Here is a 17075-nt window from a genome sequence, read left to right as displayed (position 1 = left end):
CTTAGACGATGTGTAGTCGGTGGCCGAAAGCTGCAGTTTTCCTGCTAATACATCAGAATATGCGCCCAGGGCTTCCGAATAGGGGCACCGGATAAACGTAATCCCCTTTGCTTGAAAAGCCGTGGCGGTAGAGGCAGGCTCTCAGAGAGGCTTGACTATAGAAGTTGTCCGTGCGGGGATTTCCGCGCGGTGGCGTCGATGCCTCCAGCATGCAGGCGTCTCTTGTGGTGATATAGCGATCGTCTATCTCAGATCCCCGAATAATTCCGACGCTGCCATAGGTTATCGACGCGGCAGAGGCGTTTTCCGCCAACACTGGAGCCAAGACAATCAATAGCGCTGACGCGAACGTGAGATTCACGGATTCTCTCCCTCAGATGAGCGGAGAGCAACGGCTTAACGCCAATTTTGTTCCTGCATGGTGAGATTTTACCTGTCCTTGTTCGCATATGCGAAACGGCTTTTGGAATTTCGCTGCAGCGCATTGTGAGGTATCATTCTTCCCATCGGTTCCGTTGCGTCACGCAGGGGAAGGTAGATTTGGCGCCGGGAGCAGGAGTTCCAGGTTCGGCGCCTTCAATACACTGAAATGGTTTTTTGCGGGCCGCGCGGGGCGGCCCCGGCCCTTGCATTGTTTTTGAGCCTTCGAGTGGGGATACATATGAACAGACATTTTCTCGCTATGGCGAGCGGGGTCTTGCTCGCCGCCTTTACTTCAAGCTCGAGCCGCGCGGATGAGCGTCCGCTGATCTGGCAACCCATCAAAAATTCCGACACCAGCTATTCGGTGAAGCTGGGCATGCGGCTTCCCGTGCGGCTCGAAACCGAGGCCGGCTTCAATGTCGGTGTCGATTCATCCAAGACCGGCGAGGTGGTGAACACGCCTCTCAAGTTCTGGAGCAGGATCAAGACCGTCGATAGAAAGCGGCCGGCATCCCAGATGAGCCGCGATATCGGGATCAACATGGATGGCATTGCGGGCAGCGCCGCCATCACGATGAACTATTACGAGAAGCAGATTGCCACGCCGTCATTCAACGTGGAGCGCCAGGCCACCTATGCGGTCCGTTACGACGGCGCGCAGAAGGATTGGGCGGGGCTCGACGCAAGCCAATCCATCAAGCTGAGGCAGCGCGAAACCGGAACGGCATTCGTCGCCGTCGCCAACAGTTCTGCGAGTTTTTCAGCAGTGGGCGCCAGTTTAGGCTTCGAGCAACCGCTTGGCGACAACATCACGCTCAGCGGCAACGTGAACAGAAATTTCACGGATGCAACGACCGTCTCCAGCGTGAATGCCAACTATTCCTACAAATGGTGAAACGAAAAAGGGCGCCGTGAGGCGCCCTTTCCAGATGGATGTCCTGACGATTTCTAGTGCAGGATCTGGCTGAGGAACAGCTTTGTGCGCTCGTGCTGCGGATTGTCGAAGAACTCGGCAGGTGAGTTCTGCTCGACGATCTGGCCCTGGTCCATGAAGATGACGCGGTTGGCGACCTGACGGGCAAAGCCCATTTCATGGGTGACGCACAGCATGGTCATGCCTTCCTCGGCAAGGCTCACCATCGTGTCGAGCACTTCCTTGACCATTTCCGGATCGAGCGCCGAGGTCGGCTCATCGAACAGCATGATCTTCGGTTTCATGCAGAGCGAGCGGGCGATCGCCACGCGCTGCTGCTGGCCACCGGAGAGCTGACCCGGATACTTGTTTGCCTGTTCCGGGATCTTGACGCGCTTGAGGTAGTGCATCGCCACTTCCTCGGCTTCCTTCTTCGGCATCTTGCGTACCCAGATCGGTGCCAGCGTGCAGTTTTCCAGGATCGTCAGATGCGGGAAAAGGTTGAAGTGCTGGAACACCATGCCGACTTCGCGGCGCACTTCGTCGATCTTCTTCAGATCGTTGGTGAGCTCGATATTGTCGACGAGGATATTGCCTGACTGGTGTTCTTCCAGCCGGTTGATGCAGCGGATCATCGTTGACTTGCCGGAGCCCGAAGGCCCTGCAATGACGATACGCTCGCCCTTCATCACCTTCAGATTGATGTCGCGCAGCACGTGGAAATCACCGTACCACTTGTTCATCGCGATGATTTCGACGGCAACCTCAGTCGAGGAAACGGTCAGTTTTTTGGTTAGGGCTTCAGCCATTGTTTTCCCCTTTAACTCTTGTTGTGGCTAGTGCCTGTGGCCCGTGTCGAGGTGCCGCTCCATGAAAGCGGAATATCGCGACATGCCGAAGCAGAAAAGCCAGAATATGAAACCAGCGAAGACGTAACCTGTTATCGGCGTCACTGGCGTCGACCAGTTCGCATCCGACTGGTTGAGCGTGACGATGCCCAAAAGGTCGAACATGCCGATGATGGACACGAGAGACGTATCCTTGAACAGGCCGATGAAGGTGTTGACGATGCTCGGGATAACCAGCTTGATCGCCTGCGGAAGGATGATCAGGCGCATCTTCTGCCAGTAGCTCAGCCCCAGCGAATCCGCGCCTTCGAACTGACCCTTCGGAATAGCCTGCAGGCCGCCGCGGATAACTTCAGCCATATAGGCCGCCGAGAAGATCGAAACACCGATCAGCGCACGCAGCAGCTTGTCGAATGTCCACCCATTCGGCAAAAACAGCGGCAGCATGACGCTTGCCATGAACAGAACCGTGACGAGCGGAATGCCGCGGATAATCTCGATGAAGATAACGCAGAGCGTCTTGATCACCGGCATCTGAGAACGTCGACCGAGCGCCAGCAGGATGCCCAATGGCAGCGATACGGTGATCCCGAAGAAGGAGAGGATCAACGTTACCATCAACCCGCCCCAAAGCTGGGTCTCGACATGCGGAAGGCCAAAGCCGCCAATCAGCAGGAAGAACGAGATGAAGGGCAGGATGATGAACAGCGCAAGCGCATTCCATGCCTTGTGGGGAACCTTCGGGATCAGCATCGGAACGAGCAGGATCACGAAGAGCACCGCAACGAGGATCGGTCTCCAGCGTTCCTCAAGCGGGTAGCGACCGAACATGAACTGCTGGAATTTTGCGTCGACAAACGCCCAGCATGCGCCGGATTGACCATCAGGCAGGACACCGCCCTGGATGACGGTTGCGCATGCGGTGCGGTCCGAGCCGGTCCAGACGGCGTCTATGAACAGCCAGTTGATCATGCCCGGGACTAGATAGGCGAGCAGGGCAAGCGCAAGGATGGTCAGGACCGTATCCTTCGGCGTTGCGAAGAGCTTGGTCCGGAACCAGTGCGATGCACCGCTGACGCCGAGCGGTGCCGGTTGGGGCGCCAACATGTCCTGGCGTATGAAAGTCGAAGAGTTGATTGCCATTATTATCTCTCCACCAGCGCCATTTTGGCATTGAACCAGTTCATGAATATTGCCGTGGTAATCGAGATGGACAGATAGATGATAAGGAAGAGGGCGACGATCTCAACGGCCTGACCGGTCTGGTTGAGCATCGTGCCGCCGATTGCATAAATGTCGGCAAATCCGCAAGCGACCGCGAGAGAAGAGTTCTTGGTAAGGTTCAGATATTGGCTCGTCAGCGGCGGGATGATGATCCTGAGCGCCTGCGGCAATACGATCAGCCGTGTGATGGCGTTCGACCGCAGTCCGAGTGCGTTCGCTGCTTCGGTCTGGCCCTTCGGCACAGCCTTGATGCCCGAGCGCACGATCTCGGCGATAAAGGAGGCTGTGTAGAAGGAGAGCGCCAGATAAAGCGAGATGAATTCCGGTCCCAGGACCGAACCACCTGTGAGGTTAAACCGACCCGCAATCGGATAGTCGAAGGTTAGCGGTGCGCCAAGGGCCAGGAATGTGAGGATTGGCAGACCAAGGATCAGCCCCAAGCCCGTCCAAACCGTATGAAACGGCTGTCCGGTGCGCATTTGCCGCTGCTTTGCCCATCGCGCCACGAATACCGTTGCGACAATGCCAATCAGAAATGCCACGGCGATTGCCCAAGCACCATCGCCGAATATCGGTTTGGGCACAAACAGGCCGCGATTGTTGAGGTAGGTCTGGAAGGGCAAGTTGAAGGAGTCGCGCGCTTGTGGAAGCACGGCGATAACGCCTTTGTACCAGAACAGGATGACGAGGAGCGGCGGGATATTGCGGAAGAATTCCACATAGACCTGCGCCAGCTTGGCGATGAGCCAGTTTTGCGAAAGACGGGCGATGCCGACGATGAAGCCGATAATCGAGGCCGTAATGATGCCGAGGACGGCCACCTGCAAGGTGTTCAAGATGCCGACGAGAAGTGCGCGGCCATAGGTGGAATCGCTGGAATAGGCGATCAGCGACTGGCCGATATCGAAACCGGCGCGGCCCTGAATAAAACCGAATCCCGAAGCGATGTTGGCTCTTCGCAGGTTATCTATCGTGTTCTGCGTTACCATCCAGACGAAGAGGACGACCACCGCCAACGTCAGTACCTGATAAAAAATCCCGCGAGCCTTCGGGTCATAGATCAGGGAGGAGGCCTTCTTGCTGGTAGTTGGCGTATCGGAATTGAGCGCCATGCCGGCCATAAACAAATCCCCTTTGTTTATATGTCTCCTTTTGGAGACTTTTTGCCCTTACGGGAACTTTAAATGCATGGAGGTGGATGTGATCCACCTCCATGCGACTGCTTTGCGCTTGTAACCGATTAACGGATCGGGGGAGCGTACTGCAGGCCGCCCTTGGTCCACAGAGCGTTGAGGCCGCGTTCGATCTTGAGCGGCGTGTTCGGGCCGACGGTGCGGTCGAAGACTTCGCCGTAGTTGCCGACCTGCTTGACGATGTTATAGGCCCAATCGTTGGTCAGACCGAGGTCGGTACCGATCTTGGAGCCTTCTTCGCTGCCGAGCATACGCTTGATGTCCGGGCTGCCGCTGGCTTTCAGCTCATCGACGTTCTTCGACGTGATGCCGAGTTCTTCGGCATTGACCATGGCGTAATGAACCCACGATACGACGTCGAACCACTTGTCGTCACCCTGGCGTACGGCCGGGCCAAGCGGCTCCTTGGAGATGACTTCCGGCAGAACCATGTTCTCGTCCGGGTTCTTCATCTTCAGGCGGATTGCATACAGGCCCGACTGGTCGGTCGTGTAGACGTCGCAACGGCCGGCGTCATAAGCCGTGGTTGCATCGGCTTCTTTTTCGAAAACGACCGGGTTGTACTGCAGGTTGTTGGCCTTGAAGTAGTCGGCAAGGTTAAGCTCGGTGGTCGTGCCCGTCTGGACGCAGACGGCAGCGCCGGAAAGCTCGAGTGCCGACTTCACGTTGAGGCTCTTCTTCACGATGAAGCCCTGGCCGTCATAGTAGTTGACGGTACGGAAGTTGAAGCCGAGCGACGTGTCGCGGCTGATCGTCCAAGTGGTGTTACGGGTCAGTACGTCGACTTCGCCGGACTGCAGGGCCGGGAAACGGTCCTTGCTCGACAGGGCAACGAACTTTGCCTTGGTCGGATCGCCGAATACGGCAGCAGCAATACCGCGGCAGTAATCAACGTCGATACCGGTCCATTCGCCCTTGTCGTCCGGGTTCGAGAAGCCTGGAATACCGGCGCTGACACCGCAGGTTACGACACCCTTTGCCTTAACGTCATCAAGCGTGGCTGCAGAAGCTGCCGAGGCCAAACCCAGGGCTGCAGCGCCAATCGCGACTGACAGAATTGTCTTTTTCATTTTCCCAACCTTTGTTTGTGTTTTATTTTCTGATGTCACCGTGCCGCTCCCCTTGGATATTTGTTCGAATACGGCCGGTTGCATGCCAACCCTCCAGCGGCAAGCAAGCCTATCTCATTCGCAAATGCTTTGAGGGTCAAGTCTCACCAGCATGAATTGCGTTTGAAACAAGGTAAAATTAAATTTTATGCCCAGTGAATGGGCGTTTGCCTACATTAGGTGCGACATGTGCTGAAATGAGTGCCTTTATGCTTTGCATCTGACCTTCACTCAACTTTACGGCGCATCGACCGGACTTGACCTCTAGTCTCCGTGGCGCGACAAGAAAGTTTTCCCGCCTAGAGAGTTCCCCCACGAGATGACCAAGAAAACTTCCATGCTCGGTTCCGCTGGCGCCAATACGCGCCTCGCACATATCGGCAACGATCCGCTATCCTATCACGGCTTCGTCAATCCTCCGGTCGTTCACGCCTCGACCGTGCTGTTTCCCGATTCAGAGACGATGGAAAAACGTGGCCAGCCCTATTCTTACGGGACACGAGCAACGCCGACGACGGACGCCCTATGTGCTGCTTTCGATGAGCTGGAAGGGTCGGCAGGGACTATCCTTGTCCCGTCTGGTCTGGCGGCGATTTCCGTGCCGTTCCTTGCCTATCTGTCGGCTGGTGATCACGCCCTCATCGTCGATTCGGTCTACACGCCCTGCCGGAATTTCTGCAATACGATGCTGACGCGCCTCGGCGTCGAGATCGAATATTATGATCCCGAAATAGGTGCGGGTATCGATGCGCTGATCAAGCCGAACACGAAGCTGGTGCATACCGAGGCGCCGGGTTCCAACACGTTCGAGATGCAGGATATCCGCGCAATCGCCGACGCCGCCCACAAGCACGGCTGCGTCGTGACGATGGACAATACCTGGGCCACGCCGCTTTATTTCCGGCCGCTCGATTTTGGCGTGGACGTATCTATCCATGCCACGACGAAATATCCGTCCGGTCATTCCGACATCATCATGGGGTCTGTTTCGGCCAATGCCCAATGGTGGCCGAAGCTGGAAGAGACGCGAATCCTCATGGGCATATGCGGTGCGCCCGATGATTCCTATCAGATCCTGCGTGGTCTCAGGACCATGGGCATTCGTCTTGAGCACCATCAGAAAAGTGCGCTGGCGATCGCCCAGTGGCTGGAAGGGCGCGACGATGTGGCGCGTGTCCTTCATCCGGCGCTACCTAGTTTTCCAGGTCACGCGATCTGGAAGCGGGATTTCAAGGGTGCCAGCGGCGTATTTTCATTCGTGCTGAAGGCCGATTCCGACAACGCGAAAGCAAAGGCACACGCCTTCCTCGATGCTCTCACCTACTTCGGTCTTGGGTATTCCTGGGGCGGATTCGAGAGCCTTGCTCTGCATGTGAACCTGTCGGACAGGACGATTCGCAAGCAGCCGGAGGAGGGTCCCGTCATTCGTCTGCAGATCGGACTCGAAGACATCGCCGACCTGCAACAGGATCTCGAACAGGGGTTCCTGGCCGCCGCAGCTGTCTGATCAGTCTACGCGGTAGCCGTAGAGCCAATCCAGGTCCGCCGCGAGCGATTGCGGCGGACGTAGCGACAGGACGATATCGCGGCCGATACGGAACGGACCGCGGGCGTGATAGGCAAAACGGTTGAACGAGCCACGTGCCTTCACTTTTGCAGCGCGCCTTGTTCTCAGGCTTTCGAAACCTGCCAATGCGGCGGGCAGGGTGGCTGCCCTCGTCACTTCATTGGCAAGGACGAAACCGTCCTCGATCGCCATAGCCGCGCCTTGTGCAGAAAACGGCATCATTGCGTGGGCCGCGTCGCCAATCAGCACGACATCTCGACCGTTGTGCCAGCGACCTGACGTCACTTCATGAAGCGGCCAGAATGTCGGTCGGGCGGGCCGGCTGAGGAGAGCGATGATCTCCGCATTCCAGCCGCCGAACTGCTTGATCAGCATGCCGCGCTGGCTTTCGCTCGCCTGCGCTTCCCATGTCGCGCCGGGACTGATGCCGGACGCGATGGCGACGATGTTGAATGCGGCCTTTTCCTTCAGCGGATAGGCAACGAGGTGCGTCGATGGGCCCATGAAGGCGGTTACGCAATCACGAGCCAGCCAGGTGGGCGCCTCCTCCAAAGGAATGGTGAAGCGCCAGGCAATGTTGCGGGAGAAATCGGGTTGCGGCGCGTCCGGCACCGATGCCCGCGCATTGGACCAGACGCCATCGGCCCCGATCACCAATGGATAAGGGGTGCCAGTGATATCGCGAACCGCCTGGGGCAGGGTTCCTCTGATCGGGGTGCCGATCTTGACCGTGCAGAGCGGATTGCGTTTCACCGCTGCAAGCAGCGCCGCCTGCAGTGTCGCGCGATGAAGTACGCCATAGGGCGCTTTCCAGCGCTTTCTGGCGAAATCACCTGCGGGCACACCGGCCAGTTTCTTCAAGGATGTGCCCGAGACAAGGTTTATCTCGCGGGGCTCTGTCCAGACCTTTTCGAGGTCCTCCAGCACGCCGAATTCGCGCAGGATCGCAGAAGCGTTGGGCGACATCTGCAGGCCTGCGCCTACTTCCACCAGATCATTGGCTTCTTCAAAAATATCACAAGCTATGCCCACGCGGGAAAAGCTCAGCGCTGCGGCAAGGCCGGCCATGCCTGCCCCCACAATCGCAATCCTGTCTAGATGCATTGGCTTGCTGCCTGAAAATTTACGTCTACGCTGCCTTGACGTGGAAAACGCAGCCCGGAGGATCTGTCTGCTCGGCTTTCAGGCCCGGATTATACCTGTAGAGAGTTGAGCAGTAGGAGCAGACCTTTTCGACGTCGTCGCCGAGATCGATGAAAATGTGGGGATGGTCGAAGGGCACGGAGGCGCCGGTGCACATGAACTCCTTCACGCCGATCTGGATAACCGGATATCCGCCATCGTTTTGAAAGTGAGGAATGCTGTGGCCAGCCATGATCTTCTCCCTGCCGCTTGATTTCGCCGGACATTATCCGCCCGCGCATCGATTGGGTAGGGGGAAATCAGCTGGATTTTTTTCTTCACCGGGTTCTGTGGCGATCACCGATCCATTATAGATCGGCGAAAACAAAGGACAGCCCGATGAATTTGAATGCGCCCGCCTTCACGTCTTTCGTCCATGACGGAGTTAATCTCTGCTATTTTGATGAAGGTGATCCGAGTGGCGATCCGGTGCTTCTCATTCACGGCTTTGCTTCGAGTGCGCTGGTCAACTGGGTGCATCCCGGCTGGCTGAAGACGCTTGGTGATGCCGGCTACAGGGTTATCGCCATGGATAACCGCGGTCACGGCGGTAGCGACAAGCCGCTCGATGCGGAAGCCTATCGCCCTTGGGTTATGGCCGGGGATTTGGTGGCGCTGCTCGACCATCTGCGCATCCCGCAAGCTCACCTGTTCGGTTACTCGATGGGCGCCAGAATTTCCGTCTTTGCAGCCCTGGCTCACCCGGAGCGCATTCGGTCGCTGGTTCTGGGCGGGCTCGGGATTGGCATGACCGATGGTGTCGGTGATTGGGATCCGATCGCCGATGCGTTGCTTGCGCCCGAGGTCGAGGCGATCACCCACGAGCGCGGCAAGATGTTCCGCGCCTTTGCGGACCAGACGAAAAGCGATAAAGAAGCACTTGCGGCCTGTATCCGCGGGTCGCGCGATCTTGTCGCACGTTCGGACATGGGGCGGATCGACGCTCCGACACTGATCGGCGTCGGAACCAAGGACGATATCGCCGGATCTGCACAGGAACTGGCGGATCTCATGCCGGATGCACGGGCGCTCGATATTCCGAACCGCGATCATATGCTGGCGGTCGGCGACAGGGTCTTCAAAAAAGCGGTTCTGGAATTCTATGCGGAACTGGCCAGCCGGTAGCCGGTTCTCTGATCTTAACGATCAACGGAATGCGATTTTACGCGCATTGGTGTTCCGATAAAGTTGTTCTATATAATGTGCTCTGGGAAAACCGAGGGCAAAAAGGAGTGGGCCATGCCCCCGAGAATGGACATTCGCATCAAGGATAGCGTCACAACGGTCGATCCAATATGGGATACGTTGAAGGAAGAGGCACGTCTCGCCATCGAGCACGACCCGCTTCTCGCGGCTTTTCTGTACTCGACCGTTCTGAACCATCGTTCGCTCGAAGAGTGTGTGGTCCATCGGATCTGCGAGCGCCTTGATCATCCGGATCTGCAGGCCGTCCTCCTTCGCCAGACATTCATGGAGATGCTGGAGGAATGGCCGGAATGGGGTTCGATCCTTCGCGTCGACATTCAGGCGGTCTATGACCGCGATCCGGCTTGCCTGCGCTTCATGGAGCCCGTGCTCTACTTCAAGGGCTTTCACGCGATCCAGACCCATCGTCTGGCGAACTGGCTTTATACCCGCGGAAGGCGTGATTTCGCACTTTACCTGCAAAGCTGCTCGTCCAGCGTTTTCCAGACGGACATCAATCCGGCAGCGCGGATCGGAAAGGGCATATTCCTCGATCACGCGACCGGTCTGGTTGTCGGCGAAACGGCGGTGATTGGTGACAATGTCTCGATCCTGCACGGCGTGACACTTGGCGGAACCGGCAAGGAGGGCGCCGATCGGCACCCGAAGATCGGCAATGGCGTGCTGATCGGTGCCGGCGCGAAGATCCTCGGCAATATCGAGATCGGTTCTTGCTCGCGCGTTGCGGCCGGATCCGTGGTGCTGAAACCGGTCCCTGCGAAGTCCACAGTTGCAGGGGTTCCGGCAAAGGTGGTCGGAACAGCAGGGTGTTCAGAACCGGCGCGCGTGATGGACCAGTTGCTGATGTCCGAGGACTGAGCGACCGAACGTGAAATACAAGTTGAAGCCGGCAGGCCAGGGGCTTGTCGGCTTTACTTTTGCCGCGGTCCCATGCAACAAGCGCCGCAACTTGAATAGAAAACGGAGATTGTCGTGAAGCCCGACGAAATCAAAAAGATCGACGCTTATTTCAAGCGCCTTCTGAACCCGCAGATCATCGTCAAGGCACGGCCGCGCAAGGACGATTCGGCAGAAGTCTATCTTGGCGAAGAGTTTCTCGGCGTCGTTTATGTCGATGACGAGGATGGCGAGCGTTCCTACAATTTCTCGATGGCCATCTTGGACGTCGACCTGGACTGATAAACCGCACATTATTTATCGGCGGGCCGTTTTGGCCCGCTTTCGATTCGTGGGGCTTTTCGTTGCCCCCGGCAGCCGCTCGCACCCTTGTAAGACGATCTTTCCAACCCCATTAATAGAGAACGGCCGGTACGGTCCGTCTCTGTGAGATTTGCCTCCACACCGATATCTCATGCACACGCGATGCATGTTCGTGGCTGACAATCGTCAGGTGCGGTCGCTTCGCGTTTGCGTTCGATGGGCTGATGGGTGTTAATTTTTGCAGGTTGGGTCGTTCTCTGGCGGAATAGTGATTGCGCCGCCGCAAAGGGGGCTTAAAATCCGCGTCCAATGGACTAAGTTAGAAAGACTGGAGTTCGGCAGGCCACAACGTTGAAGATGGTCGCCGGCACCTGGGGATGATAAATGATGATCGCAGTGCCGATCTCTATGGAAAAAGAAAAAGATGGTGACGGGGATAACGCCAACCGCGGAACCTCGGTCATCACGCGTACGAAGCCCAAGACGAAACGCCCGAACCTGTATCGCGTACTCCTCTTGAATGACGATTATACCCCGATGGATTTCGTCATCCACATACTGGAGCGGTTCTTTCAGAAGGACAGGGAGGCTGCCACGCTCATTATGCTCCACGTTCATAACCACGGCGTGGGCGAATGCGGCATATTTACCTACGAAGTAGCGGAAACAAAGGTAAGCCAGGTGATGGATTTCGCCAGACAACACCAGCATCCGCTGCAATGTGTCATGGAAAAGAAGTGAGGAACCCGACGTGCCCACATTTTCGCCTAGTCTTGAAAAGGCGCTGCATCAGGCACTGACCTTCGCCAACGAGCGGCATCATGAATATGCCACGCTCGAACACCTGCTTCTCGCGTTGATAGACGACGCGGATGCGGCGGCGGTCATGGGCGCTTGTAACGTCAACCTTGAAAACCTGCGCAAGACCGTTGCCGACTATGTCGATAACGAACTTGCCAACCTCGTGACCGGCTATGACGAAGACTCGAAGCCTACCTCCGGCTTCCAGCGCGTCATCCAGCGGGCGGTCATCCATGTCCAGTCTTCCGGTCGTGAAGAAGTAACCGGTGCCAACGTGCTCGTCGCGATCTTCGCGGAGCGCGAAAGCCACGCTGCCTTCTTTCTGCAGGAGCAGGAAATGACCCGCTACGACGCGGTCAACTATATCTCTCACGGTATCGGCAAGCGTCCGGGTTCCTCCCAGACCCGTTCGCCGCGCGGTTCCGAAGAGCCGGATTCAGAATCCAAGCCGCCACGTGGCGGCGAGCCGGAAGAGGGCGCCGCCAAGAAGCCGGCGGATGCGCTCAAGGCCTATTGCGTCAACCTCAACGACAAGGCCAAGGACGGCCGCATTGATCCGCTGATCGGTCGCCATTCCGAAGTCAACCGGACGATCCAGGTCTTGTGCCGCCGTTCCAAGAACAACCCGCTCTATGTGGGTGATCCTGGCGTCGGCAAGACCGCGATCGCTGAAGGTCTCGCCAAGCGCATCGTCGAAGGCAAGGTGCCGGAAGCGCTCGCCGATGCGACGATCTTCTCGCTCGACATGGGCACACTGCTGGCGGGCACCCGCTATCGCGGTGACTTCGAGGAACGCCTGAAGCAGGTCGTCAAGGAACTGGAAGATTATCCGGGCGCGGTGCTGTTCATCGACGAAATCCACACCGTCATCGGTGCGGGCGCGACGTCGGGCGGTGCCATGGATGCGTCCAACCTGTTGAAGCCGGCTTTGTCCTCGGGGCAGATTCGCTGCATCGGTTCGACGACCTACAAGGAATATCGCCAGTTCTTCGAAAAGGACCGGGCTCTGGTGCGTCGTTTCCAGAAGATCGACGTCAACGAGCCGTCGATCCCGGATGCGATCGAGATCATGAAGGGTCTGAAGCCCTATTTCGAGGACTACCACAAGCTTCGCTACACCAACGAGGCGATCAAGTCGGCTGTCGAACTGTCGGCCCGCTACATCTCCGACCGCAAGCTGCCGGACAAGGCGATCGACGTGATCGACGAGACCGGTGCGGCGCAGATGCTGCTGCCGGCCTCCAAGCGCCGCAAGCTGATCACCGAGAAGGAGATCGAGGCAACGATCGCAACGATGGCGCGGATACCGCCGAAGACCGTTTCCAAGGATGACGAGGCCGTTCTCGCCAACCTGGAAAAGGAACTTCTCTCGGTGGTCTACGGGCAGGATGTGGCGATCGAGGCACTTTCGACCGCCATCAAGCTGGCCCGTGCCGGCCTGCGCGAACCGAACAAGCCGATCGGCTCCTACGTCTTTTCCGGCCCGACAGGCGTCGGCAAGACGGAAGTCGCCAAGCAGCTTGCCGCTTCGCTCGGTGTGGAACTCCTGCGCTTCGACATGTCGGAATATATGGAACGCCATACGGTCTCCAGACTGCTCGGCGCACCTCCCGGTTATGTCGGCTTCGATCAGGGTGGTCTTCTGACCGACCAGGTGGATCAGCATCCGCACAGCGTGCTGCTGCTCGACGAAATCGAAAAGGCGCATCCGGATATCTACAATATCCTGTTGCAGGTCATGGACCATGGTTCGCTGACAGACCACAACGGCAAGAAGATCGACTTCCGCAACGTCATCCTGATCATGACGACCAATGCGGGCGCTTCGGAAATGGCCAAGGCCGCCTTCGGCTTCGGTTCCTCCAAGCGTTCCGGCGAAGACGAAGAGGCGCTCAACCGTCTGTTCACGCCGGAATTCCGCAACCGTCTCGACGCAATCATCCCGTTTGCGCCGCTGCCGACGGATGTCATTCATCAGGTCGTTCAGAAGTTCGTCATGCAGCTGGAAACGCAGTTGTCCGAACGCAACGTCACCTTCGACCTGCATCAGGATGCTGTCGCCTGGCTGGCGGACAAGGGGTACGACGAGAAGATGGGCGCCCGTCCGTTGTCTCGCGTGATCCAGGAATACATCAAGAAGCCGCTTGCCAACGAGATCCTGTTCGGGGCTCTGCGCAAGGGTGGTGTGGTCCGTGTCACGGTCGGCAAGGGCGAAGATGGCAAGGACAAGCTGGTACTTGATTCCATTCCGGAAGCTGTGCCGGTGAAGCCGAAGCCGGAGGCTGAAGTCAAGGAAGCCGAAGACGAGGCGAAAGCCAAGGTCGTCAAGCCGAAGGCTGCCAAGAAGGCCGCGCCGAAGGGCAAGGCCGGTGGTTCTGCCAAGGCAAAGGCGGATGACGACGGCGACGTGATTGCCGAGGATGCGCCGAAGCCGCGCAAGGGCAGCACGGTTCCGCGAGTGCCGAAAGCCAAGTAATTGCGTCATATCGATTGAAAGAAAGATGCCGGGCTTGTCCCGGCATCTTTGTGTTTGTAGGCATGGATTTGATTAACAGCAAATGGAATGCCGATGTCTTTAGAGCAGCGCGATGAGCGCGGAAGCTTGAGATGGTTCCTGACGGGCATGCGCGGCATCCTGTCCCTTCCGGCCATCATTCTCATGACATCCTATGTCGGGTTTGCCGCGTTTGCTGTGCAGGCGGGGCTGACGCGTTCCGAAGCGGTCGCGATGACGCTCGGAATATGGGCGCTTCCGGCGCAGATGATACTCGTCGGATCAATGATCGGCGGCGCCAATATCGCGGCGTCATTTCTGGCTGTGACGCTGTCGTCCATCCGCATGATGCCGATGGTCGCCTCCATCGTTCCGGAGATGCGCACGTCGAAAACGCCGGTCTGGCTTCTGCTGTTTCTCTCGCATTTCATCGCGATCACGTCGTGGGTGTTTGCCTCGACCCGGCTGCGTGATGTCCCGCGCGAACATCGCGTCGCGTTCTTTGCCGGTTTCGGCATCACGCTGACCTCAACAAATGCGCTGATCGTCGGCATCAGCTACGGAATCGTTTCGCAGTTTCCGCCGATCGTGGCCGGCGCGCTGTTCATGCTGACGCCGGTCTATTTCATCTCATCCATCTGGGCGAGCGCAAGCCAGCCCGTGGTCCGGATCGCGTTCGTCGTCGGCATCGTGCTTGGACCGATTCTGGCTCTTGTCGTGCCGCAGTTCGACGTTCTGCTTGCCGGCGTCGGCGGCGGAACCTGTGCTTATCTGATCGACCGCTATCGGCGTCATCGGCAGCGGGCTGTTGAGGAAGGCGCGTGATGCTGGAGGAATACTGCACCTATGTCCTGATCGTCGTTGCGGGTTTTATCGCGACGGATTTCTGGCGCTGGCTTGGCGTGCTTGCCGGCAATCGGCTGAATGAAGAATCCGAAGCACTCAACTGGGTGAGGGCGGTCGCCACCGCGTTGGTCATGGCGGTTACCGCCAAACTGATCGTCTTTCCGACTGGCGTGCTGGCTGATTCGCCTCTTTGGCTTAGGCTGGCTGCCGCTGGAATCGGTTTTTGCATATTCCTGGCCACTGGAAAGAAGGTGGCGGTCGGCGTCATCGTGCCGGTCGCCATTCTTGTCGCGGGTCTGTTTCTGCTCGAGGCCTGATCAGGATCCGAGTGCGTCGACAACCTTCTTCGCATTGGCGGCAAGGACCGCGTTGTCTTCCATCCCGCCCGAATGCGGCTTCAGGCCTGCGCCTTCATAGCGCGGAATGATGTGGAAATGCAGGTGGTAGACGGTCTGCCCCGCAGCCTGCTCGTTGAACTGGGTCACCGTGATGCCGTCGGCATCAAACGCTTCCTTGGCCGCCTTGGCCAGTTTCTGGACGACGGGAATGGTTTTCGAGAGAACGGCGGCGTCAGCATCAAGGATGTTGCGCGAAGGTGTCTTCGGTATCACCAGTAGGTGACCTGGCGATTGCGGCATGACATCCATGAAAGCCAGCGTATCGGCATCTTCGTAGACGCGGTGGCACGGAATTTCGCCGCGCAGGATTTTTGCGAAGATGTTGGTGTCGTCGTAACCCATGGAAATCCTCTCCTTTTCTTCAGAGTGTTTCCGCCTTTCTTTGAAACGCGGAACCGCTCTGCTTCTTTCAACGCAATTCCGGACGCAAAACCGGTTCCACTTTTGCTGGAAATTGCTTCGTTCAGTCGTCCTGCTGGCGCTCGCCCTTGCGGAAGGGGCTGTGCTCGGACAGGTATTCGCTCATGCCGTCGACTTCCTGACGTTCACGCTCCAGATAGTCGGCAATCGCGCGGCGCAGGCCCGGATGGGCTATGTAATGCATGGAATGGGTGGTGGCGGGAAGATAACCGCGGGCCAGCTTGTGTTCGCCCTGCGCGCCGGCTTCCACCCGTTTCAAACCCTTTGCTAGAGCAAAATCGATTGCCTGGTGATAACAGACCTCGAAATGCAGAAAAGGATGCTCCTCGATGCAACCCCAGTGGCGGCCGTATAGCGTATCGCCGCCGATGAAGTTGATCGCACCGGCGACATAGCGGCCATCGCGTTTGGCCATGACCAGCAGGATGTCGTCAGCCATGCGTTCGCCGATCAGCGAATAAAAACTACGGGTGAGATAGGGTCGGCCCCATTTGCGGCTGCCCGTATCCATGTAGAAGGTGAAGAACTGGTCCCAGATCTCCTCGGTAAGGTCTGCGCCGGTCAGCCAGTCGATCGATATGCCGTTTTCCAGCGCCGCGCGGCGCTCCTTCTTCAACGCCTTGCGCTTGCGTGACGCAAGCGTTTCCAGGAACGCGTCATGGTTCGCGTAACCCTCGTTGATGAAATGGAACTGCTGGTCGGTGCGGTGCAGATAATCGGCATCTTCGAAGGCTTCGATTTCGTTGCTCGGCACGAAGGTCGCATGCGCCGAGGATATCCCGAGCTGGCATGTCACCTCCTGGAGACCCGTTGCCAGCGTTGCCTGCATCACCTCGCGATCATAACCGGCGGAGACCAGCAGGCGCGGGCCGGTCGCCGGTGTGAACGGGATGGCGCATTGCAATTTCGGGTAATAGCGTCCGCCGGCCCGCTCGAAGGCGTCGGCCCAGCCATGATCGAAGACATATTCGCCCTGGCTGTGGTTCTTGAGGTAGGCGGGGATGGCGCCAACCAGCGTGCCGGCATCGTTTTCGAGCAGGACATGATGGCCGAGCCAGCCAGTCTTGGCTATCGCCGAGCCGGATTCCTCAAGCGAGGACAAGAAGGCATGCGACAGGAATGGATTGTATGGAACCTCGGGGGAGGAGGTTTCCTTCGAGGCACCGCTCAACCGCGACCAGCTTTGCGGGCTGATCGCGGCGAAGGATTGTTCGATACGGATCGTCAGGTCTGCAGTCATTCCCGATTATT

General features: G+C 57.8%; 17 protein-coding genes. 9 read left to right on the top strand and 8 right to left on the bottom strand.

What is annotated here, in order from left to right; translation table 11 throughout:
- Positions 1-661: 661 nt before the first annotated feature.
- Positions 662-1318 carry a hypothetical protein gene (locus FHP24_RS19170; protein ID WP_139677837.1) on the top strand — a complete coding sequence of 219 codons (657 nt, stop codon included), beginning with the start codon at positions 662-664 and terminating at the stop codon, positions 1316-1318.
- A gap of 53 nt (positions 1319-1371) precedes the next feature.
- Here FHP24_RS19170 and FHP24_RS19165 read toward each other — a convergent pair whose 3' ends face one another.
- The 4 genes from FHP24_RS19165 to FHP24_RS19150 form a co-directional block, all read right to left on the bottom strand.
- Entirely contained in the window at positions 1372-2145 is a 774-nt protein-coding gene (locus FHP24_RS19165) for an amino acid ABC transporter ATP-binding protein (protein ID WP_139677836.1), read from the bottom strand.
- Positions 2146-2172: 27 nt separating this feature from the next.
- Positions 2173-3291 (bottom strand): amino acid ABC transporter permease, encoded by a 1119-nt coding sequence (locus FHP24_RS19160; protein ID WP_394344651.1) that lies wholly within the window; start codon positions 3289-3291, stop codon positions 2173-2175.
- Between the two features lie 38 nt (positions 3292-3329).
- Positions 3330-4529, bottom strand: a complete 1200-nt coding sequence (locus FHP24_RS19155) for an amino acid ABC transporter permease (RefSeq protein ID WP_139677834.1) — start codon at positions 4527-4529, stop codon at positions 3330-3332.
- A 119-nt stretch (positions 4530-4648) separates the two neighbouring features.
- Positions 4649-5671, bottom strand: a complete 1023-nt coding sequence (locus tag FHP24_RS19150) for an amino acid ABC transporter substrate-binding protein (protein WP_139677833.1) — start codon at positions 5669-5671, stop codon at positions 4649-4651.
- Positions 5672-6029: 358 nt separating this feature from the next.
- On the opposite strand from FHP24_RS19150, the gene FHP24_RS19145 reads away from it, so the two are divergent.
- Positions 6030-7217, top strand: a complete 1188-nt coding sequence (locus FHP24_RS19145) for a cystathionine beta-lyase (RefSeq protein ID WP_139677832.1) — start codon at positions 6030-6032, stop codon at positions 7215-7217.
- Here FHP24_RS19145 and FHP24_RS19140 read toward each other — a convergent pair whose 3' ends face one another.
- Positions 7218-8381, bottom strand: a complete 1164-nt coding sequence (locus FHP24_RS19140) for an FAD-dependent monooxygenase (RefSeq protein ID WP_139677831.1) — start codon at positions 8379-8381, stop codon at positions 7218-7220. It abuts the gene before it with no gap.
- 25 nt (positions 8382-8406) lie between these two features.
- Complete coding sequence (locus tag FHP24_RS19135; protein ID WP_139677830.1) at positions 8407-8652, bottom strand: zinc-finger domain-containing protein; 246 nt, start codon at positions 8650-8652, stop codon at positions 8407-8409.
- Positions 8653-8798: 146 nt separating this feature from the next.
- Between FHP24_RS19135 and FHP24_RS19130 the strand changes: the two genes are divergently transcribed.
- The 7 genes from FHP24_RS19130 to FHP24_RS19100 all read left to right on the top strand — a co-directional run bounded on the left by FHP24_RS19130 (position 8799) and on the right by FHP24_RS19100 (position 15323).
- Positions 8799-9584, top strand: a complete 786-nt coding sequence (locus FHP24_RS19130) for an alpha/beta fold hydrolase (RefSeq protein WP_139677829.1) — start codon at positions 8799-8801, stop codon at positions 9582-9584.
- A 114-nt stretch (positions 9585-9698) separates the two neighbouring features.
- Positions 9699-10523 carry a serine O-acetyltransferase gene (gene cysE, locus FHP24_RS19125; RefSeq protein ID WP_139677828.1) on the top strand — a complete coding sequence of 275 codons (825 nt, stop codon included), beginning with the start codon at positions 9699-9701 and terminating at the stop codon, positions 10521-10523.
- 114 nt (positions 10524-10637) lie between these two features.
- Positions 10638-10844, top strand: coding sequence for a DUF3126 family protein (locus FHP24_RS19120; RefSeq protein ID WP_139677827.1), 207 nt, complete (start codon positions 10638-10640; stop codon positions 10842-10844).
- 408 nt (positions 10845-11252) lie between these two features.
- Positions 11253-11606, top strand: a complete 354-nt coding sequence (clpS, locus tag FHP24_RS19115) for an ATP-dependent Clp protease adapter ClpS (protein ID WP_139677984.1) — start codon at positions 11253-11255, stop codon at positions 11604-11606.
- Between the two features lie 10 nt (positions 11607-11616).
- Positions 11617-14142 (top strand): ATP-dependent Clp protease ATP-binding subunit ClpA, encoded by a 2526-nt coding sequence (gene clpA / locus FHP24_RS19110; RefSeq protein WP_139677826.1) that lies wholly within the window; start codon positions 11617-11619, stop codon positions 14140-14142.
- A 93-nt stretch (positions 14143-14235) separates the two neighbouring features.
- Positions 14236-14985 carry an AzlC family ABC transporter permease gene (locus FHP24_RS19105; protein ID WP_139677825.1) on the top strand — a complete coding sequence of 250 codons (750 nt, stop codon included), beginning with the start codon at positions 14236-14238 and terminating at the stop codon, positions 14983-14985.
- Positions 14985-15323 carry an AzlD domain-containing protein gene (locus FHP24_RS19100; RefSeq protein ID WP_139677824.1) on the top strand — a complete coding sequence of 113 codons (339 nt, stop codon included), beginning with the start codon at positions 14985-14987 and terminating at the stop codon, positions 15321-15323. Before FHP24_RS19105 ends, FHP24_RS19100 begins: the two co-directional genes overlap by 1 nt.
- Here FHP24_RS19100 and FHP24_RS19095 read toward each other — a convergent pair whose 3' ends face one another.
- A complete protein-coding gene (locus tag FHP24_RS19095) occupies positions 15324-15746 on the bottom strand; it encodes an HIT family protein (RefSeq protein ID WP_139677823.1) in 423 nt (140 codons plus the stop codon).
- 121 nt (positions 15747-15867) lie between these two features.
- Positions 15868-17064: a GNAT family N-acetyltransferase gene (locus FHP24_RS19090; protein WP_139677822.1), complete on the bottom strand. Its 1197-nt coding sequence runs from the start codon at positions 17062-17064 to the stop codon at positions 15868-15870.
- Between the last annotated feature and the right edge of the window lie 11 nt (positions 17065-17075).

The organism is Aliirhizobium smilacinae (assembly GCF_006335145.1).
Lineage (GTDB): Bacteria > Pseudomonadota > Alphaproteobacteria > Rhizobiales > Rhizobiaceae > Neorhizobium > Neorhizobium smilacinae.
This window is presented reverse-complemented; position numbering and strand designations above follow the sequence as displayed.